Source organism: Luteibacter jiangsuensis, from assembly GCF_030812295.1.
In the GTDB taxonomy this organism is placed as follows: domain Bacteria; phylum Pseudomonadota; class Gammaproteobacteria; order Xanthomonadales; family Rhodanobacteraceae; genus Luteibacter; species Luteibacter jiangsuensis_A.
This window is the reverse complement of sequence record NZ_JAUSSK010000001.1, coordinates 1-23,405: the sequence shown is the minus strand read 5'-3', so window position 1 is coordinate 23,405 and position 23,405 is coordinate 1. Positions and strand designations below refer to the sequence as shown.

Below are 23,405 nucleotides of genomic sequence, written 5' to 3'. Positions count from 1 at the left end.
CGTTTATTCGTAGCCGAAACGCTTGAGCAGGTTTTCGTCGTCGGCCCAGCCCTCGCGCACCTTGACCCACAACTTGAGGAAGACCTTGCGTTCGAACAGGTTCTCCATCTGTTTGCGCGCGGACGTGCCGATAGCCTTCAGCTGTGCACCGCCTTCGCCGATGACGATGGCCTTCTGGCCATCGCGCTCGACCCAGATCACGGCGTGTACCTCGGCGATACCGTCGGGACGATCCTGGAAGGCTTCGATTTCCACCGTGGTGGCGTACGGCAGTTCCTGGTCCAACCGCAGCATCAGCTGCTCGCGGACCATCTCCGCGGCGAGGAAGCGTTCGCTGCGGTCGGTGATCTCGTCTTCGCCGTAGATCGCGGCCTGCTCCGGCAGCCGCTTCAGGATGCCTTTCTCCAGGCCGGAAAGCCCCTTGGATTTCAACGCGCTGACGTAATAGACGTCGTCGAACGGATGCTTCTGCATCAGGTCGGCGACGAAGGGCAGCATGACCGTCTTGTCCTTCTGCAGGTCGACCTTGTTGATCGCCAGCAGCTTCGGCATATCCTTTTGCTCGGCGAGCGCCGCGTACATCGTCGCGTCCTCGTCGGTCCAGCGGCCGGCCTCGATCACCTGCACGGCCAGGTCGACCTCGGTGATCGCCGCGCGCGCGGCGCGATTGAGGCTGCGGTTCATCGCCCGCTTGCCGCCACGGTGCAGTCCCGGGGTGTCCACGTAGAGGATCTGCCCCTGGGGCTTGCTGGCGATACCGAGGATGCGATGGCGCGTGGTCTGCGGACGGTGGCTGACGATACTCAGGCGCACGCCGATGAGGGCGTTGAGCAGCGTCGACTTGCCGACGTTGGGACGACCGACGAGGGCCACGTAACCGCAGCGGAAGTCGTCGTCGACGACGGAGTCGTTTTCAGTGATGTCGATGTCATTCATATCTTGTTTTCCAGCAGGCGGCGGAGCACCGCTTCGGCGGCGTCCTGCTCGGCGGCGCGCCGGCTGCCACCGCGCCCTTCGACGCGGATTGGCTCGGGTTCGTCGATGGAACAGCTGACATCGAAGATCTTGGCATGGTCTTCGCCGTAACTGTCGGTGAGTTCGTAAACGGGTAGCGGCATGCCCCTGCCCTGCAACCACTCCTGCAGGCGCGTCTTCGCATCCTTGCTGGAACGTTTGATTTCTGCCACACGGGGCATGAAGAGCCTGCGTACGACCTGGCGGCAGGCGTCGTATCCATCGTCGAGGTAGACCGCCGCCACCAGGGCTTCGAAGGCGTCGGCCAGGATCGAGTCGCGCCGGTAGCCGCCACTCTTGAGCTCGCCCGGCCCCAGCTTGAGGATGTCTCCCAATTCGAGTTCACGTGCGATCACCGCCAGCGCCTGGCCGTTGACCAGCTGTGCGCGCAACCGCGAGAGCTCGCCTTCACTCGCGTTAGGATGGGCCTCGAAGAGCAATTCGGCCACCGTGACGCCCAGCAGGGCGTCACCGAGGAATTCCAGGCGCTCGTTGTTCGGCCGGCCGGCGCTTCGATGCGTCAGCGCCAGGGTCGCGAGGTCGGGGTTACGGAAGGAATGGGGAAACTGCACGATCGCTCGTTACATGGACGGATTCCTCAACTGCACGGCGTTGTCGAAGTGCAGGAGGAAGTCGATGTTGTAGATGAAATGGATTTGCTTCTCGTAGTTCACGTTCAGCGTGGCGCCGTTGCCGCTGCGATCAAGCGTGATGTCCTTGGGCTGGATCGTCGCATCGTCGACGTACTGGAAGCCCATCTTGAAGATCAGGTCGCGGCGGATGCTGTCGAGGTCCTGCGTGTTGCCGCTCGTCGCCAGTTGGCTCATCGCCTTCTTCACGCCGAAGAACTCGATGTAGGCAGGCACCAGCTTCATGGCCATGAAGGCGAAGAAGCCCAGCACGAGCAGCACGATGACGAAGCCGATGAGAGTAATACCCGATTGCCTGGATTTCATGATCGTGTCCCGCCGCCACGGCGGCTCCCCTGTTCAAGACGGTGAATGCGTGCGGGGCGCGATACGCGCCCCGCAGCGGAGATTACCTTGTCCGGCGCCATCCGCAACGCCCGCCGGCGTGACGGAGGCCTCCGTTCGGTCAATGAATGACCTTGCCCATCTTGGAAAAATCGAGCCAGCCGTTGCCCGGGCCGCGCCAGGCAAGCCAGACGAAGAACGCCTTGCCGACCAGGTTCTGCTCGGGCATGCAGCCCCACCAACGGCTGTCGGTGCTGTTCATGCGGTTGTCGCCCATGACGATATAGCAGCCCTTGGGCACTTCGGACGGGACGGCCGCGTTGGGGATGTCCTGGGGCATGTTGAAAGCCGGGGTCAGCGCGATCGTGTGATTGATGCTGCCCAGGTGCTCCGTGTAGAGCTTCGACCCATAGGTCATCAGCAGGCGGTCCTCGGGACGGTTCATGCTGCCCTTGAACGGGCCGATCTCGTCCGCCCCCACGCGCTCACCATTGATGTAAAGCTCGCTGCCACGGGTTTCGATACGGTCGCCCGGCAGGCCGATAACACGCTTGATCCAGTTCTCGCTGGCCACCGGGGCGTGCGGATCCTGGCAGGTGATGTCGCCGCTACGGATGGTCTTGCCGTTTTCGTCCTTGCACACGTAACCGGGGAATCGGAAGACCACGACGTCGCCACGGCGGGGCTCGCCGTTCTCGACCAGCTTGTTGTTGAAGGCCGGCATGCGCAGGCCATAGGCGAATTTGTTGACCAGGATGAAATCCCCGACGTCGAGCGTCGGCATCATCGAGCCGGAAGGGATACGGAAGGGCTCCGCCACGAACGAGCGCAGGATGAGCACCACCAGGATCACCGGGAACAGCGAGCGCGCCCAGTCGACCGGCCAGGGTTCCGGTTGCTCCGTGCCGGCGGCTTCCGCCCGGGCGCGACGCGCCTTCACAAGGAACAGGCGATCGAACAGCCAGATCACTCCGAAGAGGACCGTGAGGCCTAGTAGGATCGCCGAAAAATCGAATGCCGCCATGCCAACTCCATCAGTCGTGTCGAGGGGCCGTGAGGCCCATTCCGGCGCATCCGGCGCCGGGGTTCCATAGGTGAAAGGTCATGCCGCGACGGCGGCGCTCACTTGTCCACCTTGAGCACGGCCAGGAACGCTTCCTGTGGGATCTCCACGCTGCCGACCTGCTTCATGCGCTTCTTGCCTTCCTTTTGCTTCTCAAGCAGCTTCTTCTTGCGCGACACGTCGCCGCCATAGCACTTGGCGAGGACGTTCTTGCGCAGCGCCTTCACCGTGGAGCGGGCGATGACGGCCGCGCCGATCGCCGCCTGAATGGCCACGTCGAACTGCTGGCGCGGAATCAGATCCTTCATTCGCTCCACAAGTTCCCGGCCACGACGGTCGGCGTGCGAACGATGCACGATCAGGCTCAGTGCGTCCACGCGATCGCCATTGATCAGGATGTCCACCCGAACGAATGGACCCGCGTCGAAACGTTCCAGGTGGTAGTCCATGGACGCATAGCCGCGCGAGACGGATTTCAGGCGGTCGAAGAAGTCGAGGACAACCTCGGCCAGGGGCAATTCATAGGTGACCTGGACCTGGGTGGCCAGGTACTGGATAGTCAGTTGCACGCCGCGCTTCTCTTCGCACAGCTTGATCACGTTGCCGACGTAGTCGCCCGGCGTGAGGATGGTCGCGACGATGATCGGCTCGCGGATCTCGGTGATCTGCTGCGGCGGCGGGAGCTTCGCCGGGTTGTCCATGGCCAGCACGCTGCCATCGGTCTTCAGCACCTCGTAGACGACGGTCGGCGCGGTGGTGATGAGATCGAGATCGTATTCGCGCTCGAGGCGCTCCTGCACGATTTCCATATGCAGCATGCCGAGGAAGCCGCAACGGAAACCGAAGCCCATCGCCTCGGAGCTTTCCGGCTCGAAGAACATGGCGGCGTCGTTGAGGCGCAGCTTGTCCAACGCCTCGCGCAGGGCGGGATAATCGTCGGCCGAGACCGGGAAGAGGCCTGCGAACACGCGCGGCTTCATGGTCTGGAAGCCCGGCAGCGGAGCCGCCGCCGGCTTGCCGGCGTGGGTGAGCGTATCGCCCACCGGCGCGCCGTGGACGTCCTTGATCGACGCGTTGATCCAACCGACCTCGCCGGCCGCGAGCCGCTCGAGCTTTTTCCGCTTCGGAGTGAACACGCCGACGTCGTCGACGAGATGCGTGCGGCCGGTGGACATGACCAGGATCTTGTCACCGGGGCGGATCTCGCCCTGCATGACGCGGACCAGCGATACGACGCCGAGGTAGTTGTCGAACCAGGAGTCGATGATCAGCGCCTGCAGCTTGTCCGTGTCGCCCGGCTTCGGCGCGGGAATGCGCTGGATGATGGCTTCCAGCACCTCGACCACGTTCTGGCCGGTCTTCGCGCTGACGGGAATCGCGTCGCTGGCATCCAGGCCGATCACGGCCTCGATCTCGGCCTTGGCCTTCTCGATGTCCGCCGTGGGCAGGTCGATCTTGTTGAGGACCGGAATCACCTCCAGGCCCTGCTCGATCGCCGTATAGCAGTTGGCGACGGACTGCGCCTCGACGCCTTGCGCGGCATCGACGACCAGCAGCGCGCCTTCGCATGCGGACAACGAGCGGCTGACCTCGTACGAGAAGTCGACGTGTCCGGGAGTGTCGATGAAATTCAGCTGATAGGTCTTGCCGTCACGCGCCTTGTACGGCAGCGATACCGACTGGGCCTTGATGGTGATGCCGCGCTCGCGCTCGATCGGATTGTTGTCGAGCACCTGCGCTTCCATTTCGCGCTCGGACAAACCGCCGCACAACTGGATGATGCGGTCGGCCAAGGTCGACTTGCCATGGTCGATGTGGGCAATGATGGAGAAGTTGCGGATGAGTTCCATGGAGCGCCGTGGTCACGTTCACCATCGCTCGCGGCGCGAACGACGCGCGCCGGCCTTTTGGCCAGCGCGAATCCCGCATTATCGCATGGAAGGCCGACCGCCGCCGAGCGGCGGCCGGCCTGGCCTCAGCGCTCGCTTGGGACGGTAACCCCGACGAAGCGGGTGGAATCGTCGCGGCGGACCAGGAGCATGGCCGTATCGCCGGGCTTGATGCCCTTTACGGCATCACGGAAGGCGGCGGCGCTGCCGATACGCTTCTGGTTGACCATGAGGACCACGTCGCCCGACTGCAGGCCGGCATTTGCCGCGGCGCGCCCGGTGATCCGGCTGACCACCACGCCCTCGCCCGCCTTCAGGCCGAGTTCCGCGCGGGCCGAGGCATCGATGTCCTGCACGGACATGCCCAGGGCCGCGGCCGAACCGCCGGCCGGCCCCTCGTCGCCACCGGCCGCGGCGGCCAGGGCGTTCTTGTCGCGCGGCAGCTCGCCGACCTTGACGTCGAGCACCTGCTTCTTGTGGTCGCGCAGGATCTCCACCTTCGCCATGGAACCCGGCTTGGTGATACCGACCAGGGGCGGCAGGTCAGGCGACTGGGTGATCGGCGTGCCGTTGAACGAGAGGATCACGTCGCCCTGCTTGATACCGGCCTTGTCGGCGCCGCTTCCAGGGGTGACCTGCGCCACGAGGGCTCCGTTGGCGTCGGGAAGGTCGAGATTCTTCACGAACTGGTCGACAGGCTGCACGGTGACGCCGAGCATGCCCCGCGACACATAGCCCTTCTCCTTGATCTGCTGCACGACGTTCATCGCGACATCGATCGGGATCGAGAACGAGAGGCCCTGGTAACCGCCCGATGTGGAGTAGATCTGCGAGTTCACGCCGATGACCTGGCCCTGGAGGTTGAACAGCGGCCCGCCCGAGTTGCCGCGATTGATCGGCACGTCCGTCTGGATGAAGGACGTATACGGCTGGTCGCCGCTGCCGAGGTTACGGCCGACAGCACTGATGATGCCATGGGTCACGGTGGCGTCCAGGCCGAACGGCGAACCGATGGCAAGGGCCCACTGGCCCCGCTTCACCGTGCGCGAATCGCCGATGGTGACCGTCGGCAATGCACCGCCGTCCACTTTCAACAACGCGATGTCGTACTGGGGATCCTTGCCGACGACCTTCGCGGTGAAGGTGCGGCGATCCTGCAGGCGGACCTTCACCTCGTCGGCGTCGTCGACGACATGATCGTTGGTGAGGATGTAGCCGTCCGCGGAAATGATGAAACCCGAGCCCAGCGAGGTCTGCTCGCGCGGTGGCGTGGGCACGCCCGGCATGCCGAAGAATCGCCGCAGCAGCTCTTCCTGGTCGTCGGGCGCGGCGTCGGGGCTGCCGCGTGTCTTACGGGCCGCCCCCGTTGTCTTCGCTTCCACGTGAACCACGGCGGGCGCATATTTTTCGACGATGCCGGTGAAATCCGGCAACGATTGCGCCTGCGCGCCCGCCGTTACCACGAGCAGTGCGCCACCGAGTAGCGCGCGTGCATGCCAGTGAGCCATCGATTTCCTCCTTTTTACCTAACCACGGCTGCCCGTGCGAGGAATGACCCCGCACGTATCGTTACTAACTTCAGAGAATAAACGCGCCCGGGGACGTCAGGCGCGTGCGGAACATGCGCCGTGGCTCAGCGAGCCTGCGGCACGACGACCGGCTGCACATACCGGGTACCGTCGGGACGGATCATCAGCATGTAGCCATTGCCTTCCGGGGCTGTGGCGGCCCGGGCGCGGTGAATCTGGTAAGGCGTTGAACGCGGCAGGTAGGCCGCGGCTCCGCCGTCTTCCGAACTGTCGAAGGCGGCCTTCTGGGTGAACTGGGAGGCCATGCTGCTGCCACCGCTGAGCCACTGCGGCGCGACGGGTGCCGCGGCAGGTGCGGGCGTGGCATCGGCCAGCGGGGAATCTCCGACGGTGGGTGCGTGCTGGGCGATATCCGCCGTGCCCGGACGGTTGCCGGCGGGCTGGGAGATCATCAATGCGGCAACCGCGACGCTGGCAGCGATGGCGCCACCCGCCGACCACTGCAACCAGCGCCTGCGCGGGGCGGCCACGGTGCTGGGCTCCGCCTCGATGGCCGCCATGACCCGGCTGGCGAAATCGCCGGAGGCCAGCGGCGCACCCTGCTTGCGCAGTCCGTCACGCGCCACATGAAAGCGCGCCCACGTATCGGCGAGGACCGGATCGGCCTCGAGACGACGTAGCAGGAAGCGGATTTCCTCCCGTGACAGCTCTCCGTCCATACCGGCGGAGAGAATTTCCCGATTGGCTTCGCTCATGGGTTGTGGTCCTCGCGGTCGGACAACAGCGGCCGCAGTTTCTGGTCGATGGCTTCACGAGCCCTGAAAATACGCGAACGGACGGTTCCAATGGGACAGTCCATGATGACGGCAATCTCCTCGTAGCTCTTGCCATCCACCTCGCGCAGGGTAATCGCGGCCCGAAGTTCTTCGGGCAAGGCTTGGACAGTGGAAAACACCGTTTGTTCCACCTGTTCACGCATCATTTCACGCTCGGGGGTGGCGCTTTCGTGCATGCGGGTGGCCCCGGGCACGTAGACGGCATCCTCGATGTCGATATCGCCGGTGGGCGGGCGGCGGCCCATGGCCACCAGGTGGTTCTTGGCCGTGTTCACGGCGATCTTGTACAGCCAGGTGTAGAACGCGCTCTCGCCCCGGAAGGACTTCAGCGCGCGCCAGGCGCGCACGAAAGCTTCCTGGGCGATGTCCTCGCACTCGGTCCGGTCGTGCACGTAGCGCGAGATCAGCGCGATGACTTTGTGCTGGTACTTGCGGACCAGCAGGTCGAAGGCGCGGCGATCCCCTTGCTGCACCCGTTCGACAAGTGCTTGATCCAATTCGTTTTCGCCCATCCGGGCCGTCTCCTCAACTCTATCGGGGCCAGTCGCGGGCGCAGCTGAGACATGCGGGCGCCTTGCAAGTTCATTGTGGACGGTCCGGAGTCGTCCCCACTGGGGGACATGCGGGCCCGAACCTGGACCTCAAGCGGGAGCCCCACCCCCCACAGGGTATCAGGCCGGGACGGCCTGCCCTTCGCTCACCAGGCGCTCCCGTTCGGCCAGCAGCTTCTCGAAGCTCGGTACGGGCAGCGGCCGGCAGAACAGGTAGCCCTGCAGCTCGTCGCAGCCGTTCGCACGAAGGAACTGCAGGTGCTGCTCGATCTCGACGCCCTCGGCCACCACCCCGCGCTTGAGCCGGTGGGCCACGTCGATGGTGGCGCGGACGATGGCTTCGTCGTCGGGGTCCACGCCGATGTTGCGGACGAAGCTCTGGTCGATCTTGATCCGGTCGGCCGGCAACCGGCGCAGGTAGTCGAGCGAGGCCGCACCGGTGCCGAAATCGTCGATGGCGATGCCACAGCCCATCGCATGCAGGGCGTCGAGCGTCTCGACCAGGTGCGGCACGGTCTTCACGCTGATGCTCTCGGTGACCTCGAGTTCGAGTTGCCGCGGATCCAGCCCGGTGTCCTGTAGCGCGGAGGCCACGACGGCCGCGAGGTTCTGCTGCATGAGCTGCACCGCCGACAGGTTCACGCCGATCCGCAGGCCCAGTCCATACCGTGCTTCCCATGCCTTGGCCTGTGCGCAGGCCGTGCGCAGCACCCACTCGCCTATCGGCACGATCAAGCCGCTTGCCTCGGCCAGCGGGATGAAGAAGGCCGGGCTGATCATGCCCAGCTCGGGGTGCTCCCAGCGGACCAGAGCCTCCATGCCGATGATGTCCTCGGTGACGGCGTCGACCTGCGGCTGGTAGAACACGCGCAGCTCGTCGTTGCGTACCGCATGGCGCAGACGGACCTTCAGCTCGGCCTGCTGTTGCTGCGCGGCGTCCACGTTGGCGGCGTAGATCTGGTAGTTGTTGCGGCCCAGGCTCTTCGCGCCGTACATCGCCTCGTCGGCATGGCGCAGGAGTAGCTCGCCCTCGACGGCGTCATCGGGAAAGAACGAAATGCCGACGGAGATGGTCGCCTGGAGTTCGGAACCGTCTTCCAGCGATAACGGCACCTCCATGGCCTGGACTATTTTTTCGGCGATGCGCAACACGTCGTCGCGCTTGATGATATGGCGCAGGATCAGGGTGAACTCGTCTCCCGCATAGCGCGCAACGGTGTCGGAGGCACGTACGCTGGCGCGCAGGCGCTTGGCCAGGGCGGTGAGCACCTGATCGCCCACGCCGTGACCCAGCGTCTCGTTGATGCCCTTGAAGCGGTCGAGGTCGACCAGCAGCGTGGCAAAGCATTCGCCCGTGCGTTCCGCTTCGCGGATCGTGGTCTCGAGCCGGTCGTTGAAGAGCAGTCGGTTCGGCAGGGCGGTGAGCGTATCGATGAGCCCACGCACCCGGCCCTGCTCACGTGCCCGGCGCAGTTCGAGCGCGGAGGCGAACCGGGCGGTGGCCGCGCGTAACGCGGGACCGAGGACACGTGCATCGCCGGCCGTCCGGCGACGGCCGGCGAGCAAGGCACCGAGCACGCTGCGGCGCTCGTCCAGCAAGGGCAACAATACATAGGAACGCAGGCCCAGCGTGTCGATGAGGGGATCGGTCACCGGCGCGTCCTCGCCGGCGGCGAGCCGCGACAGTGTCTCGCCGCCAAGGCACACCTTGAGCAACGGCAGGTCGGAGGCGTCGGGCCATTCGACGGAACCAGGCCCGTTCCATATCCGCGCGAGCACCTCGGGGCCGTATTCGCTCTCGGGAAGTGCCGACCAGACGGCCACGACGTCGAGTTCGAGGGCATCGGCGAGCATCGCCGCGGCCTCGCCCATCCCTTCGTCGTCACTGGAACAGGCGTCCAGCACGGCGAGCAAGGACAGTGCGCGCTCCGCCATGTCCACGGCGCGCATGTCGCGGAAACCGACGGCGATGCGGTGTTCGCCACGGTCGACGATATGGCGGACGTCGACCTCGCCGCCTATGTCGTCACCGTCACGACGGCGCAGGGTGCAGGCCAGCCCCTCGCCATCGGGCACCGGCCACGCGGTGCCGTCCGCCAGCGCGAAGATCTCCGCCAGCAGGCGCCCTTGCACAGGCCCCTCGCCGGCGAAGAGCCGGTCCATCGCCGCGCCGCTCTCGACGACGCATCCGCCGGGCGTCGAGGCGATCACCCAGGCCGCGCCGGCGTCGAAGGCGAAGCGCCAGTCCGGCGGTTCGGGGCCGATCGCGGGTGCCGGCCCACGAATGGCCGCGCGCACCCGTTGCGCCAGCTCGACACCGATGGCGCCTTCGCGCAACCAGTCCACGGCGCCTTCCGGTGCCACGCCCGGACGGTCGTCGACGACATGGACGACCGGCACCGAGGCATACCTCGGTGAAGCACGCAGGATGCGCAGGCCCTGGGCCATGTCCGCGCTGCCATCCGCGCCGAACACGGCCACGTGCAAGGGTGGTGCGTCGGCGAGCAGCGCTTCCAGCTGGGTGGCATCGCGCGCGCTCAGCAGCACGAAGTCGCCATCCATGTCGAGCGCATCGAAGACCGCGCGGCGGATATCGCGCCGCGGCGTGAAGATGAGCACGCCGATGGATTCCTTCATGCCAGCCATCGCTCAGACCACCCAGCGACCGTCGCGCAACCGGGGTGCCGCCGAGCGCGCGTGCCAGTCGGCTTCCACGCGCACAACGTCGTTCTCGAAGGTGGCGAGCAGGCTGGGGCTCGCACCGAGCAGCACGACCCGGCGGACATGTCCGGTCTGCGCGCGCGAAAGTTGCCGTAAAAGTGCACCGTCGGTGGCGCTGGGCACGCCGGTGGGCATGTCGAGGAGGTACACGCCGAAGTGAAGGCTCTGCGAGATGTAGCGCAGGGCATCGCCCAGGCGCAGGCAGCCCGGTACGCGCATCTGCGCGTCACGCAGGCTCACCAGCCCCTCGGCATGGCGCCAAAGGTAGACGGCCTGCCCGGTGCGCCGGGCGACCAGGCGGAACTGCTCGACCAGCAGGGCCGGGTCGTTCGTCTTCAGGGCGACCAGGGGTCCCGAGGCCGACAGAATGCGGTCGAAGACATCGTTTCCTACGTTGGCATCCACGGACATCGGCAGTCGATCGGCTTGAGTGGCGCGAAGTATCCGCCCATCCCCGGCCCCGCGCCAGCCGTCGCCCCGCCCGCCCAGGGGCACACCATACGGCGGGGTATCTCGCATTCGTCCCGGCGGAAAGGTATGGTGATGCGCTCATTCGCCACCGTACGACCCGCCATGTTCGAAGGACTTCGATTCAAGCACTGGAAGACCAGCGTGGGCGACGACGGCATCGTCGTCCTCACCCTCGATCGCGAGGGCGCCAGCGCCAACGCGCTGTCGCGCGAGGTGCTCGACGAACTGGACACCCTCGTCGAGCGCCTCGCCATCGAAAACCCCAAGGGAGTCGTCATCCACTCGGCGAAGCCCCTGGGTTTCGCGGTGGGCGCCGATATCCGGGAATTCGTGGAGTATGCGCAGACCGGCACCGTGCTCGACAATATCGAGAACGGCCAGCGCGTCTTCGAACGCCTCGCCCGCCTGCCCTGCCCGACCGTCGCCGCCATCCACGGCGCCTGCATGGGTGGCGGTACCGAACTCGCGCTGGCCTGCCGCCTGCGCATCGCCGCCGATGACGATGCCACGAAGATCGGCTTGCCCGAGGTCATGCTCGGCATCCATCCGGGATGGGGTGGCAGCGCCCGCCTGCCGCGCCTGATCGGCGCACCGGATGCGTTGCAAGCCATGCTCACCGGAAAACCGTTCAACGCACGCCGCGCAAAAGCCGTCGGCCTGGTCGATCGCCTCGCCCGTCCCGACGAACTCCTGGCCGAGGCCCGCGACCTGGCAAGGCGTCCGCAGGTGCGGCCGTTCGCGCAGCGGGCCAAGGCATGGGCCACGAACACCCTGCCCGCGCGGGCCATCCTCGCGCCCATGGTGCGCAAGCAGACGGCCGCCAAGGTGCGCCGGGAGCACTACCCCGCCCCGTTCGCGCTGATCGACGTCTGGGCACGTGGCGGCGGCAACATCCAGCAACGCCTCAAGCTGGAAGCGAAGTCGGTGGCGAAACTCGCCACGACGTCGACCGCGCGTAACCTCATCCGCATCTTTTTCCTGCAGGAACGCCTCAAGGGGCTCGGCGGCGGGACGGATCACGGCATCAAGCACGTGCACGTGGTGGGTGCCGGCACGATGGGTGGCGATATCGCCGCGTGGTCCGCGCTCAAAGGCTTCGACGTGACGCTGCAGGACCGCGAACTCCGTTTCGTCGAACCCGCGATCAAGCGTGCCCGCGCGTTGTTCGAGAAGAAACTGCGGGCGCCGGCCAAGGTCGATGCCGCCGTCGCCCGCCTGCGCGCCGACGTGGAGGGCAAGGGCGTCGCCGATGCGGATCTCGCCATCGAGGCCATCTTCGAGAACCCCGAAGCCAAGCACGCGCTCTATGCGGCGATCGAGCCGCAATTCCAGGCCGACGAGATCCTCGCCAGCAACACGTCTTCCATCCCGCTGGACGAACTCCGCCAGGGCCTGAAGGCGCCGCAACGTTTCCTCGGCCTGCATTTCTTCAACCCGGTGGCGCAGATGCCGCTGGTGGAAGTGGTGCGCCACGACGCCCTCGATCCCGCGATCGAAAAGCGCGCCCTCGCCTTCTGCAAGGCGATCGGCAAGCTTCCCGTGCCGGTGAAGGGAACGCCGGGCTTCCTGGTCAACCGCATCCTCATGCCTTACCTGATGGAAGCGATGCGCCTGTACAACGAAGGCGTACCGGGGCCGGTGCTCGACCGCGAAGCGAAGAAATTCGGCATGCCCATGGGACCGATCGAACTGGCCGACACCGTCGGACTCGATGTCTGCGCCTCGGTGGGTAAGGAACTCGCGCCTTTCCTCGGCCTGGAGATTCCACAGGGCCTGGAAGACCGGCTCGCCGCGAACAAGCGCGGCAAGAAGAATGGCGAAGGCCTGTACGTGTGGAAGGACGGCAAGCCGGACAAACCGGAAGTCGATCCGGACTACGTCCCGCCACCGGACATCCAGGACCGCATGATCCTGCCCATGATCAACGAAGCGATCGCCTGTCTGGCCGAGAGCGTCGTCGACGATGCCGACCTGCTGGATGCGGGCGTCATCTTCGGCACGGGCTTCGCGCCCTTCCGCGGCGGTCCCATCCAGTATGTGCGCAGCGAGGGCGTGGCCGCGGTGCGCGAACGCCTGGCGAAGCTCGAGCAGAAGCACGGCGCGCGCTTCGCCAGAAAGGAAGGCTGGGAGAATCCGGAGCTATCCGCTCCGGCTGCGTAGCTCGCCGGCTGGCTACTCAAGGCTCCGAGCCATCGCCGACAGGGTCGGCTCCCACCCAAGACCTGCGCAGACCCTAGTGGGAGCCGACCCTGTCGGCGATGCTGTTGCTTGGTGGGAGCCGCTTCAGCGGCGATCCGCGCGACAGCGCGGACTCACCTCACTCACCACATCAAATCGTCAGGCACCCCATCGTCCGACTCGTCCGCCGCGTTCGGATCGACCATCAGTGCGATGAACTCCGGCGCGATGCCGCGCAATGCTTCGATCACCGCCTTGTCCACCACCAGGTAACGCCCCCCCTGCTGCACGACGCCGAGTTCCCCGGCATTCAAGGCGGCCAGCTGCGCGGCGTCGACGTACACGCGGCGAATCTTCTCTCCATACGGAAAATGACGCACCTGGTCGGCATCGGGCAGGTTGAGAGCCTTGCCTTTCAGCAGATCCTCGACCTTGCGCTTCTTCTCCTTGCGCAACCGTGCCTGCTCGGCCGCCTCCGCCTCCACCCTGCGGCGCTCGGCGGCTTCATTTTGCGCGCGGATCGCATAAGCCTTGGCAAGGTCGATCTCGCCATCTTTGCGCGGCGGGCGTTGCGCGGGCGCACCCGGCTTGCCCGCGTGGCGGGGCGGACGACCCGCCGGATTCTGACCGCCCTTGTTCCGGGCGTTACCGCCGCCATGCGGCTTGCCGCCCTGCTTCGGGCGATCGCCGGCATACGGCTGGCCGCTGGCGGAGGTATTGCCACCCTGCCGCGCCGGAGGCGCCGACTTCCGTTTTTCCTCGCGAATTTCCTTCACGAGGCCACTCTTCAACAACTGGTCGCGCAGGGACTCTGCCATGATCGGTAAGGCTCGTTCGAATGCTTCAGTAGTGCGGCGGCGGAGGTTCGTTGGCGGCATCGCTGCCCAGCCCCGCGCGCATGTTCACGAGATCCGAACGCAGGTCGCGCACGGCTCGTTCCAGTAGGTCGAGCCGGCGGGCGATTTCCGCGTCGGCCGATGAAAGCGCGTTGACGGTGTCGTCGATGAAGGCGAGACGCACCTCTAGTTCGACCACGCGTTCATCCAGATCAGCCACGATCGTGCCCCGCGAGGCTACGCCCACGACCGATGCCGTAGTACGCGATGCCGGCTTCCTCGACCACGACCGGATCGTAAAGATTGCGGCCGTCGAAAATCACCGGCGATACGAGCAGCGATTTCACACGCCCGAAGTCAGGGCTGCGGAAAGCCTTCCATTCGGTGACGATGACCAGCGCATCGGCACCTTCGAGCGCGGCGTAGGGACGCTCGACCAGCGTGAGGTCGTCACGATCGCCGTAGATGCGGCGGGTTTCTTCCGCGGCTTCCGGGTCGAATGCGCGAACGCGGGCGCCAGCCTCCCACAACTGTTCCATGAGACGACGGCTGGAGGCTTCGCGCATGTCGTCGGTATTGGGCTTGAAGGCCAGGCCCCACACGGCGATGGTGCGGTCTTTCAGCTTGCCATCGAAATGCTTCGAGAGAAGGGTGAACAGCCGCGACTTCTGCGCATCGTTCACCGCTTCCACCGCGTCGAGCAGGCGCGCTTGGTAGCCCACCGAATGCGCGGTGCGCGCCAGCGCCTGCACATCCTTCGGGAAGCAGGAGCCCCCGTAGCCGGCGCCGGGATAGATGAAGTGGTAACCGATGCGCGGATCGGCACCGATACCCTGGCGCACCAGTTCCACGTCGGCACCGACGTGCTCGGCGATGTTCGCGATCTCGTTCATGAAGCTGATCTTGGTCGCCAGCATCGCGTTCGCGGCGTACTTGGTCAGTTCGGCCGAACGCTCATCCATCACCACCATGCGATCGTGGTTGCGATTGAACGCGGCGTACAATTTCCGCAGCACGCGGATGGCCTTCTGGCTCGACGCACCGACGATGATGCGATCCGGGCGCAGGCAATCCTCGACGGCGTCGCCTTCCTTGAGGAATTCAGGGTTGGAAACGACATCGAACGGCACGTCGACACCGCGCTCTTCCAGTCGCGCGGCCACCGCGGCGCGCACGCGATCGGCGGTGCCCACGGGCACGGTCGACTTGTTCGCCACCACGGTATAGCGGTCGATGTGGTCGCCAATGGTCTTGGCCACGGCCAGCACGTACTGCAGGTCGGCGCTGCCATCCTCGTCGGGTGGCGTACCGACCGCGATGAACACGATGTCGGCATGGGCGATGGCGGGTGCGGCATCCGTCGTGAAATCGAGGCGCCCGTCCGCATGGTTGCGGATGACCATGGGCTCCAGGCCCGGCTCGTAGATCGGAACGTCACCATGCTTCAGCCGCTCGACCTTGCCGGCGTCGACATCCACGCAGACGACATGGTTGCCCATCTCGGCCAGGCAAGCCCCGGTGACGAGACCCACATAGCCGGTTCCAAAGATCGTGACTTTCATGAAGCTCCCGGAGCTTTCGACAGGCTCGTCGTAACGGGCAATTGTAGTCCGGCACGCGCGGCAAACAAACCAAGCCGGTGGGAGCCGACCCTGTCGGCGATGGGTGCTTGCCGCAACCTGGCCCGCTGCCGCGGGATCGCCGACAAGGCCGGCTCCCACCAGGGTGTGGCAAGACCCCAGACTCCCACCAAAGAAAAAGGGCGCGGATCGCTCCGCGCCCTTTCGATATCGCCAGTAAGCCTTTAGGGCTTACTTGCCACCCTGCGGCGCGGCACCCGGAGCACCCGGGCCCTGGCCGGCCGGGGTCGGGCCGGTCTTGAGCAGTTCGACGTCGAAGATGATCGTCGCGTTCGGCGGGAAGCCATTTTCCGGCTTGGCGCCGTAAGCGATGTTCGAAGGAATGAACAGCTTGTACTTGCCGCCGGTCTGCATCAGCTGCAGGCCCTCGCGGAAGCCCGGGATCACCGCGGCGAGCGGGATCTGGGCCGGACCAGCCGGCTGGTGGTCGGCCGAGGAGTCGAACTTCTCGCCGTTCACGAAGGTGCCGGTGTAGTTGATGGTCACGGTGTCGTTCGGACCCGGACGCTGGCCGGTACCGGCCTGGACGACCTGGTACTGCAGGCCGGAGGAAGTGACCTTCACGCCCGCAGCCGACTTGTTCTTGGCCAGGAACGCATCGCCTTCCTGCTTGTTCTGGGCGGCGACCTTGTTGTACTCCGCCTCGGCCTTGACCTTCAGCTGGGCGACGAACGCTTCGCGAACCGACTTGGCCTCGGCTTCCGACATGGTCGGCTTCTGGCCCGACAGCGCAGCCTGCAGTGCCTTGGCGACCGTGGCGGCATCGACTTCCTTCGCGACGAGCGGCGGAAGCGAGCTGGCGAGGTCCCAACCCACGACATAGCTGGCCTTCTGTTTATCGACCGGTGCCGCGGAGGCAGCCGGCTTGGCGGCCTGGGCGGATGCGCCCGCGGCCGTACCCAGCGCAACCGCCAGGGCGACGGCCGTCATCGTGGGACGCAAAAAGTGCTTCATTCGGTACTCCCTCTCTAGAAAGATCGGCGACGCCGCCGGTACACCTCCTTGTGGAGGCGGAAACGCCATTGTGCGGTGGTTCGCGCCCTGCTTGCAATGACGGGGCGAGAGACAAGGTTTCACATGAAAAGTTCAGGAACCTTTCATCGAAATGAGGACTGGGTCACTCGTGGCGATCCTGGCCCGGTTTTTCCAGGGTATCCCGGATCGCGGCCTGGAGCCGGGCATGGACCTGGACCAGCGCCCGCCAGAGCAGCCAGGTCAGGCCGATGCCGATCAGGACCAGGACCAGGGCGACCTCCCGGGGCGGGAGGATGGTCGAGGCCAGCGCCGCCACCAGCAGGCCCAGCACCAGCATGGCCATCAGGGGGATGATCCGGCCCAGCACCGAGCGGATCTTGTAGGTGCGCGCGCCGAACCGGTCGGGAATGGATAGCTCCGCCAGCAGCATGCCCAGGGCCCCCGCCTTGCGGTAGGTGGCCACGACCATCGGCAGGGAGAGCAGCGCCGCGATGGACCAGGCCAGGCTGCGCTGCACCGTCGGCCGGTCGCTGAACATGTCCAGGTGCAGGAAACCCCGGCGATAGGCGAAGGCCACGATGATGAACACGGCGACCACCAGCGCCGTGTTGATGATCACGTGCCAGACGAGCCGGCGGATCATCTTCATCACGATGGCGCCCTGCCCCTGCAGGCCGAGGTTGCCCATCCATTCCGTATAGGCGGCGAACACGCCCGTGAAGCGCGAGGGCAATATCCGGCCCATGAAGCGTGCCAACGGGTCCGACGAACGGATGAGGTAAGGCGTGAGGAAGGTGGTGATGGCCGACACGGCCACGGCCACGGGATAGAGGAAATCGCTGGTCACCTTGAGCGTCAGGCCGAGCGAGGCGATGACGAACGAGAACTCGCCGATCTGCGCCAGGCCCATGCCCACGCGAAGCGAGGTGCGCCCGTCGTTGCCCGCCACGAAGCTGCCGAAACTGCAGGTGATGACCTTGCCCAGGACCACCGCGATCGTGACCACGGTGATCGGCCAGGCGTATTGCAGCAGGAGGTCGGGGTCGATCAGCATGCCGATGGCGACGAAGAAGATCGCACTGAACATGTCGCGCACCGGCATCACGATGCGTTCGATCCGCATCACGCTTTCCGATTCCGCGACGATCGCGCCGATCATGAAAGCCCCCAGCGCGACGCTGTAGCCCATTTCCGTCACCAGCAGGCAGAAGCCGAAGCAGATGCCGAGCACCGCCACCAGCAGCACGTCGTTGCGGCTTACCCGCGCGATGTAGTCGACGACGCGCGGCACGAGCAGCAGCCCCACCACCAGCGACACCGCCATGAACAGGCCGAGCCGGCCGACCGCCGCCAGCGCTTGCCCCGCCTCGACACCGCCGGTACCGGCGATACCGGTCAACAGGGCCATCAGCACGATCGCCAGCAGGTCCTCGACGATGAGGATGCCGAACATCAGCTGGGCGAAGCGCTCGCGCTTCAGGCCCAGGTCCTCGAGCGCCTTCATGATGATGGTGGTGGAGGAAATCGAAAGCATGGCGCCGAGGAACAACGAATCCATGGCCGACCAGCCGAAGAAGCGGCCGATCTCGTACCCGATCCAGACCATCAACACGATTTCGGCGAAGGCGGCGACCAGGGCGGCGCCACCCACCGCCCGCAGCTTCTTCAAGCTGAATTCCAGGCCCAACGCGAACAGCAGGAGGATCATGCCCAGTTCGGACAAGGTACGGATCGTTTCCTCGTCGTGGATGAAGATCACCGGCAGCGTATGCGGACCGATGAGCACGCCGGCGATGATGTAGCCGAGCACCACGGGCTGCCTCAGACGCTGGAAAAGCACCGTCGTGAGTCCGGCGACGAGCATCACCGTGGCCAGGTCCTGGATGAAAACGATGCCGTGCATGCCTGTCCCTGTAGGTATGGAAGGACAGGTTAACCGGTGTGCCGCCGCCGAAGCACACGAGGTGAAGAAAGCGGTGGAACGCACTTCACCGCAAGTACGTGCCAGGTCTCGGCATTCCCCCTTTCGTCGAAAATAAATTCAAAAAAAATGTAACGAATGCTTGACGAAGTCACGGGTCGGACGTAATCTTTGCGGCTTCCAGCAGGGGGCCATAGCTCAGCTGGGAGAGCGCCTGCATGGCATGCAGGAGGTCGCCGGTTCGATCCCGGCTGGCTCCACCAACTTCTAGTACGTCCCCATCGTCTAGAGGCCTAGGACATCACCCTTTCACGGTGGCGACCGGGGTTCGAATCCCCGTGGGGACGCCACTTTTCGGTTCGCCGGAGAGTGTAAAGGACGAAGGAAGTTGGTCGTTGTTGGAAGTGGAACGTAGTGTGGAGCGGTAGTTCAGTCGGTTAGAATGCTGGCCTGTCACGCCGGAGGTCGCGGGTTCGAGTCCCGTCCGCTCCGCCATTACCTCCAAAAGAATCCCGCCATCCGGCGGGTTTTTTTTGCCCTGAATTCAAGGCCCGATGGATTGGTGGGAGCCGACCTTGTCGGCGATCCCGCGGCAGCGGGCCACGTTACGGCAAGCACCCATCGCCGACAGGGTCGGCTCCCACCTCAGGCGGCTCCCACCATCTGGTCAGCTCACTCGCTAGTCAGCTCACTCGGCCGGGACGTCGCCCACGCGCTCCAGGGTGCCGATCGAATGGCCCTGCTCCGCCAGGTATTCCAGCCAGCGGCTGAGGAAGCCGTTCATGCGCAGCCGGTGTTGCAATACCGTGCGGGCGGGCGGAAACGGCCCCAGCACCTGCCACAGCTTGCGGCCCGGATGGCAATGCATGGCCTCGGCCACGTGCGCATCGGTGTACATGCGCAGCTGCGCCGAAGGTGAAGGCTGTCCGGTCGCCTCGTCGACGAAGTCGTAGGTGAGTTCCAGCTCGAGCGTATACGGATGTTTCTCCTGCACGTCCAGGCGCACCTTCAGTCCATCGTCCACGTCCGAAATGTACCGGCCCGGCGCCAGCCGCTGCGGTGCGAACAGCCGTGCCAGCCGGTGGTAGTTCTCCGCATAGAGTCCCATCAGGAACTCGAAGCGTCCCGGGATAAGGGCGATGGGGCGTTCGATGACGGCGGTCATGGGGGTCGCGGTACTCCGTGAAACGTTCTCGTCTAATACATATGGCGTTCGATACCGAGGTACTCGAAGATCTTGCTCGAAATCTCCTCGATCGAGGTGTGCGTCGTGTTGAGGACCGGAATGTTCTCCCGCCGCATCAGCCTGTCGGCCTGTTCGAGTTCCCAGCGGCACTGCTTCAGCGTGGCGTAGCGGCTGCCGGGACGGCGCTGCTCGCGAATCTGCGCCAGGCGGATCGGGTCGATGGTGAGACCGAACAACCGGCTGCGATAAGGGCGTAGACGCGTCGGCAGCTCCAGCTTGTCGAGGTCGTCGTCCGTGAGCGGATAGTTGGCGGCGCAGACACCGTAATGCAAGGCCATGTACAGGCAGGTGGGTGTCTTGCCCGAGCGGGAGACCCCCACCAGCACCACGTCCGCCTGGTTGTAGTCCACGTCCAGCCCGTCGTCGTGGGCCAGGGCGTAGTTGGTGGCCTCGATACGGGCCTCGTAGCGCTCGAAATCGACCAGGCCGTGGGAGCGGTTGACGGCGCCGGACTGTTTCGCGCCCAGTTCCGCCTCCAGCGGCTCGATGAAAGGGGCGAAGACGTCGAGCATCAGCGCCCCGCTGCCGGCCACGATGTCGCATAACGTCCGCGAGGTCATCGTATTGACCACGATGGGACGCTGGCCGTCCTGGGCGTACTTGGTCTTGATCCGCAGGCTGGCTGCCTCGGCCTTGGCCGGATTGTCGATGAAGGGCAGCCGGTGGGTATCGAACTGCACCCCCTCGAACTGGGCCAGCATGCTGTTGCCGATGGTCTCGGCCGTGATGCCGGTGGAGTCGGAGATGAAGAACACGGTGCGACGCATCGGTCATTTTCCCTGCGGTGGTCCATGGATCCACCTTAGCTCAAGACGCCGCGATAACAATCCACCCCGCATCATCGCTGAACGTTTGTGCATCGCGCCTTGTTTCGGCGCCGACCGCCCCCCGACAATATATGGATTTTCTAGCGCGGCCCGCCGCAAAACCGACGAACCGATACCGACGAACCGATTGTGAGGACCTTCCCTTGAGCGACCTGGTACTTTGGCTCGACGCGCTACGCATGACCGACCTGGGCAAGGTGGGCGGCAAGAACGCCTCCCTTGGCGAGATGATCGGCAACCTGGCGAAATTGGGTGTCTCCGTGCCTGGCGGCTTCGCCACCACGGCCGACGCCTTCCAGACCTACCTCGAGAAGAGCGGCCTCGCGAAGCGTATCCAGGAGCGCCTGGCCACGCTGGACGTGGACGATGTGGACGAGCTGACCCGGGGCGGCAAGGAGATCCGTGGCTGGATCATCGATACCGCCCTGCCCGCCGACCTCGAGCAGGCCATCCGCGATGCCTACATCAAGCTGTGCAAGGACGCCGGCGCCACCGATATCGCGGTGGCCGTGCGTTCCTCCGCCACGGCCGAGGATCTTCCCGATGCCTCGTTCGCGGGCCAGCAGGAAACCTTCCTCAACGTCGTCGGCATCGACGATATCCTGCGCAAGGTGAAGGAGGTCTTCGCCTCGCTCTACAACGACCGGGCCATCGCTTATCGTGTGCACCAGGGCTTCAAGCACGAGGACGTGTTCCTGTCCGCCGGCGTGCAGCTGATGGTCCGTTCCGACATCGGCGCATCCGGCGTGCTGTTCACCCTGGATACCGAATCCGGCTTCCGCGACGTGGTCTTCGTCACCGGCTCGTACGGGTTGGGCGAGATGGTCGTCCAGGGCGCCGTCAATCCGGATGAGTTCTACGTCTTCAAGCCCACGCTGCGCGAAGGCAAGCCGGCCGTGCTCCGCCGCAGCCTCGGCGCGAAGCAGCAGCGCATGGTCTATTCCGACCAGCCGGGCGAGCGCGTGCGCATCGAGGAGACCCCGGTCGAGGATCGCCATCGTTTCTGCATCGCGGACGCCGACGTGGAAGAGCTCTCGCGCCAGGCGCTCGTCATCGAGAAGCACTACGGCCGCCCGATGGACATCGAATGGGCGAAAGACGGCCACACCGGCAAGCTCTACATCGTCCAGGCGCGCCCGGAGACGGTGAAATCGCGCGACCACGCGACCACGCTGGAGCGCTTCCAGCTCAACGAAAAGGGCAAGGTGCTCACCGAAGGCCGCGCCATCGGCCAGAAGATCGGTGCCGGCAAGGCCCGGGTGATCCGGTCGCTCGCCGACATGAACAAGGTCCAGCCCGGCGACGTGCTCGTGGCCGACATGACCGATCCCGACTGGGAGCCGGTGATGAAGCGTGCCGCGGCGATCGTGACCAATCGCGGTGGCCGTACCTGCCACGCGGCGATCATCGCCCGCGAGCTGGGCGTGCCCGCCGTGGTCGGCTGCGGCAACGCGCTGGAGGCGATTCCCGACGGCGCGGAAGTCACCGTCTCCTGCGCCGAAGGCGACACCGGCACGATCTATGAAGGCACGTTGAAGTTCGACCGCATCACCGCCGACCTGGGCGCGATGCCGGAAGCGCCGCTGAAGATCATGATGAACGTGGCCAATCCCGAGCGTGCCTTCGACTTCGGCATGTTGCCCAATGCCGGTATCGGCCTGGCGCGCCTGGAAATGATCATCGCCAGCCACATCGGCGTGCACCCGAAGGCGCTGTTGGAATACGGCAAGCAGGACGCGGAAACCAAGGCGCGCATCGATGCACGCATCCAGGGTTACAAGGATCCGGTCTCCTTCTACGTCGACCGTCTCGCCGAAGGCATCGCGACCATCGCCGCATCGGTCTATCCGAAGCCGGTGATCGTGCGCCTGTCCGACTTCAAGTCGAACGAATACGCCGGCCTGATCGGCGGCTCGCGCTACGAGCCGCACGAGGAGAACCCGATGATCGGCTACCGCGGCGCCAGCCGTTATGTCGATCCGGGCTTCGCCGAGTCGTTCGCGCTCGAGTGCAAGGCGACCAAGTACGTGCGCGAGACCATGGGCCTCACCAACGTATGGGTGATGATTCCCTTCGTGCGTACGCTCGACGAAGGCCGCAAGGTGATCGAGGTACTCCGCCAGAACGGTCTGGTCCAGGGCGAGCACGACCTGAAGGTGATCATGATGTGCGAGGTGCCGTCCAATGCCCTGCTCGCGGACGAATTCCTCGACATCTTCGACGGCTTCTCCATCGGTTCAAACGATCTCACACAGCTCACCCTGGGCCTGGATCGCGATTCGAGCATCGTGGCCCACCTGTTCGACGAGCGCGACCCGGCGGTGAAGAAGCTGCTCGCCATGGCGATCAAGACGGCACGCGACAAGGGCAAGTACGTGGGCATCTGCGGCCAGGGCCCGTCCGATCATCCGGACCTGGCGGAGTGGCTGATGGAACAGGGCATCGAATCGATGTCGCTCAATCCGGACACCGTGGTCGACACCTGGCTGCGGTTGGCCAAGAAAAAGGCCGGTTGAGGAAGGTGGGATGAGAAGGCAGTGAGGCGGTCCTGAGGGCCACCTCATCCTGTTGGGTCGTCTTGCCCCCCATCGCCGACAGGGTCGGGGGGCCCCCCCCCCCCCCCCCCCCCGGGGGGCCCCCCCCGGGCGGGGTTGGGGTTTGAGGCGGCGGGGGTGTGGGGGGCCGCGAGTTTTGGGGGCGCGGGGACGGCGGGGGAGCCACAAAAAAACCCCCC

General features: G+C 65.4%; 19 protein-coding genes and 3 tRNA genes. 5 read left to right on the top strand and 17 right to left on the bottom strand.

Features of this window, described 5'->3' with window-relative positions:
- Positions 1 to 3: 3 nt before the first annotated feature.
- The 10 genes from era to J2T07_RS00065 all read right to left on the bottom strand — a co-directional run bounded on the left by era (position 4) and on the right by J2T07_RS00065 (position 10,988).
- Positions 4 to 936 carry a GTPase Era gene (gene era / locus J2T07_RS00110; RefSeq protein ID WP_306846333.1) on the bottom strand — a complete coding sequence of 311 codons (933 nt, stop codon included), beginning with the start codon at positions 934 to 936 and terminating at the stop codon, positions 4 to 6.
- Positions 933 to 1,589: a ribonuclease III gene (gene rnc, locus J2T07_RS00105; protein ID WP_430539308.1), complete on the bottom strand. Its 657-nt coding sequence runs from the start codon at positions 1,587 to 1,589 to the stop codon at positions 933 to 935. The genes era and rnc overlap by 4 nt, the downstream gene beginning before the upstream one ends.
- 6 nt (positions 1,590 to 1,595) lie before the next feature.
- Positions 1,596 to 1,970, bottom strand: coding sequence for a DUF4845 domain-containing protein (locus tag J2T07_RS00100; protein WP_306846329.1), 375 nt, complete (start codon positions 1,968 to 1,970; stop codon positions 1,596 to 1,598).
- A gap of 139 nt (positions 1,971 to 2,109) precedes the next feature.
- On the bottom strand, positions 2,110 to 3,012 hold the full coding sequence (gene lepB, locus J2T07_RS00095; protein ID WP_306846327.1) for a signal peptidase I: 903 nt from the start codon (positions 3,010 to 3,012) through the stop codon (positions 2,110 to 2,112).
- 98 nt (positions 3,013 to 3,110) lie between these two features.
- Positions 3,111 to 4,901: a translation elongation factor 4 gene (lepA, locus tag J2T07_RS00090; RefSeq protein WP_306846325.1), complete on the bottom strand. Its 1,791-nt coding sequence runs from the start codon at positions 4,899 to 4,901 to the stop codon at positions 3,111 to 3,113.
- Between the two features lie 125 nt (positions 4,902 to 5,026).
- Positions 5,027 to 6,448 carry a DegQ family serine endoprotease gene (locus J2T07_RS00085; protein WP_306846323.1) on the bottom strand — a complete coding sequence of 474 codons (1,422 nt, stop codon included), beginning with the start codon at positions 6,446 to 6,448 and terminating at the stop codon, positions 5,027 to 5,029.
- A 125-nt stretch (positions 6,449 to 6,573) separates the two neighbouring features.
- On the bottom strand, positions 6,574 to 7,224 hold the full coding sequence (locus tag J2T07_RS00080) for a sigma-E factor negative regulatory protein (RefSeq protein ID WP_306846321.1): 651 nt from the start codon (positions 7,222 to 7,224) through the stop codon (positions 6,574 to 6,576).
- Positions 7,221 to 7,817 (bottom strand): RNA polymerase sigma factor RpoE, encoded by a 597-nt coding sequence (gene rpoE / locus J2T07_RS00075; protein WP_306846319.1) that lies wholly within the window; start codon positions 7,815 to 7,817, stop codon positions 7,221 to 7,223. Before rpoE ends, J2T07_RS00080 begins: the two co-directional genes overlap by 4 nt.
- 159 nt (positions 7,818 to 7,976) lie before the next feature.
- Positions 7,977 to 10,493, bottom strand: a complete 2,517-nt coding sequence (locus J2T07_RS00070; RefSeq protein WP_306846317.1) for a putative bifunctional diguanylate cyclase/phosphodiesterase — start codon at positions 10,491 to 10,493, stop codon at positions 7,977 to 7,979.
- Positions 10,494 to 10,505: 12 nt separating this feature from the next.
- Positions 10,506 to 10,988, bottom strand: a complete 483-nt coding sequence (locus J2T07_RS00065; protein ID WP_306846315.1) for a hypothetical protein — start codon at positions 10,986 to 10,988, stop codon at positions 10,506 to 10,508.
- A 162-nt stretch (positions 10,989 to 11,150) separates the two neighbouring features.
- Here J2T07_RS00065 and J2T07_RS00060 point away from each other — a divergent pair, with 162 nt between their 5' ends.
- Positions 11,151 to 13,208 carry a 3-hydroxyacyl-CoA dehydrogenase NAD-binding domain-containing protein gene (locus J2T07_RS00060; protein ID WP_306846313.1) on the top strand — a complete coding sequence of 686 codons (2,058 nt, stop codon included), beginning with the start codon at positions 11,151 to 11,153 and terminating at the stop codon, positions 13,206 to 13,208.
- 161 nt (positions 13,209 to 13,369) lie between these two features.
- On the opposite strand, the gene J2T07_RS00055 is transcribed toward J2T07_RS00060, so the two are convergent.
- From J2T07_RS00055 to J2T07_RS00035, 5 genes are all read right to left on the bottom strand, one after another.
- On the bottom strand, positions 13,370 to 14,044 hold the full coding sequence (locus tag J2T07_RS00055) for a DUF2058 domain-containing protein (RefSeq protein ID WP_306846311.1): 675 nt from the start codon (positions 14,042 to 14,044) through the stop codon (positions 13,370 to 13,372).
- 25 nt (positions 14,045 to 14,069) lie between these two features.
- Positions 14,070 to 14,282 carry a SlyX family protein gene (locus J2T07_RS00050; RefSeq protein ID WP_306846309.1) on the bottom strand — a complete coding sequence of 71 codons (213 nt, stop codon included), beginning with the start codon at positions 14,280 to 14,282 and terminating at the stop codon, positions 14,070 to 14,072.
- Entirely contained in the window at positions 14,275 to 15,624 is a 1,350-nt protein-coding gene (locus J2T07_RS00045; RefSeq protein ID WP_306846307.1) for a UDP-glucose dehydrogenase family protein, read from the bottom strand. Before J2T07_RS00045 ends, J2T07_RS00050 begins: the two co-directional genes overlap by 8 nt.
- Before the next feature lie 249 nt (positions 15,625 to 15,873).
- Positions 15,874 to 16,656, bottom strand: coding sequence for an FKBP-type peptidyl-prolyl cis-trans isomerase (locus tag J2T07_RS00040; protein ID WP_306846304.1), 783 nt, complete (start codon positions 16,654 to 16,656; stop codon positions 15,874 to 15,876).
- Between the two features lie 163 nt (positions 16,657 to 16,819).
- Positions 16,820 to 18,580 (bottom strand): cation:proton antiporter, encoded by a 1,761-nt coding sequence (locus J2T07_RS00035; protein ID WP_306846302.1) that lies wholly within the window; start codon positions 18,578 to 18,580, stop codon positions 16,820 to 16,822.
- Positions 18,581 to 18,785: 205 nt separating this feature from the next.
- Between J2T07_RS00035 and J2T07_RS00030 the strand changes: the two genes are divergently transcribed.
- From J2T07_RS00030 to J2T07_RS00020, 3 genes are all read left to right on the top strand, one after another.
- A tRNA-Ala gene (locus tag J2T07_RS00030) sits at positions 18,786 to 18,861 on the top strand.
- An 11-nt stretch (positions 18,862 to 18,872) separates the two neighbouring features.
- A tRNA-Glu gene (locus J2T07_RS00025) sits at positions 18,873 to 18,948 on the top strand.
- Positions 18,949 to 19,016: 68 nt separating this feature from the next.
- Positions 19,017 to 19,093: transfer RNA gene (locus tag J2T07_RS00020), tRNA-Asp, on the top strand.
- A gap of 193 nt (positions 19,094 to 19,286) precedes the next feature.
- On the opposite strand, the gene J2T07_RS00015 is transcribed toward J2T07_RS00020, so the two are convergent.
- Together J2T07_RS00015 and ppsR are read right to left on the bottom strand one after the other, a co-directional pair.
- Positions 19,287 to 19,763 (bottom strand): DUF1249 domain-containing protein, encoded by a 477-nt coding sequence (locus tag J2T07_RS00015; protein ID WP_306846300.1) that lies wholly within the window; start codon positions 19,761 to 19,763, stop codon positions 19,287 to 19,289.
- A 32-nt stretch (positions 19,764 to 19,795) separates the two neighbouring features.
- The gene (ppsR, locus tag J2T07_RS00010) at positions 19,796 to 20,611 is read right to left on the bottom strand and encodes a posphoenolpyruvate synthetase regulatory kinase/phosphorylase PpsR (RefSeq protein WP_306846298.1); all 816 of its coding nucleotides are present in this window, start codon (positions 20,609 to 20,611) and stop codon (positions 19,796 to 19,798) included.
- 203 nt (positions 20,612 to 20,814) lie between these two features.
- Here ppsR and ppsA point away from each other — a divergent pair, with 203 nt between their 5' ends.
- Complete coding sequence (ppsA, locus tag J2T07_RS00005) at positions 20,815 to 23,187, top strand: phosphoenolpyruvate synthase (protein WP_306846296.1); 2,373 nt, start codon at positions 20,815 to 20,817, stop codon at positions 23,185 to 23,187.
- The last annotated feature ends 218 nt before the right edge of the window (positions 23,188 to 23,405 follow it).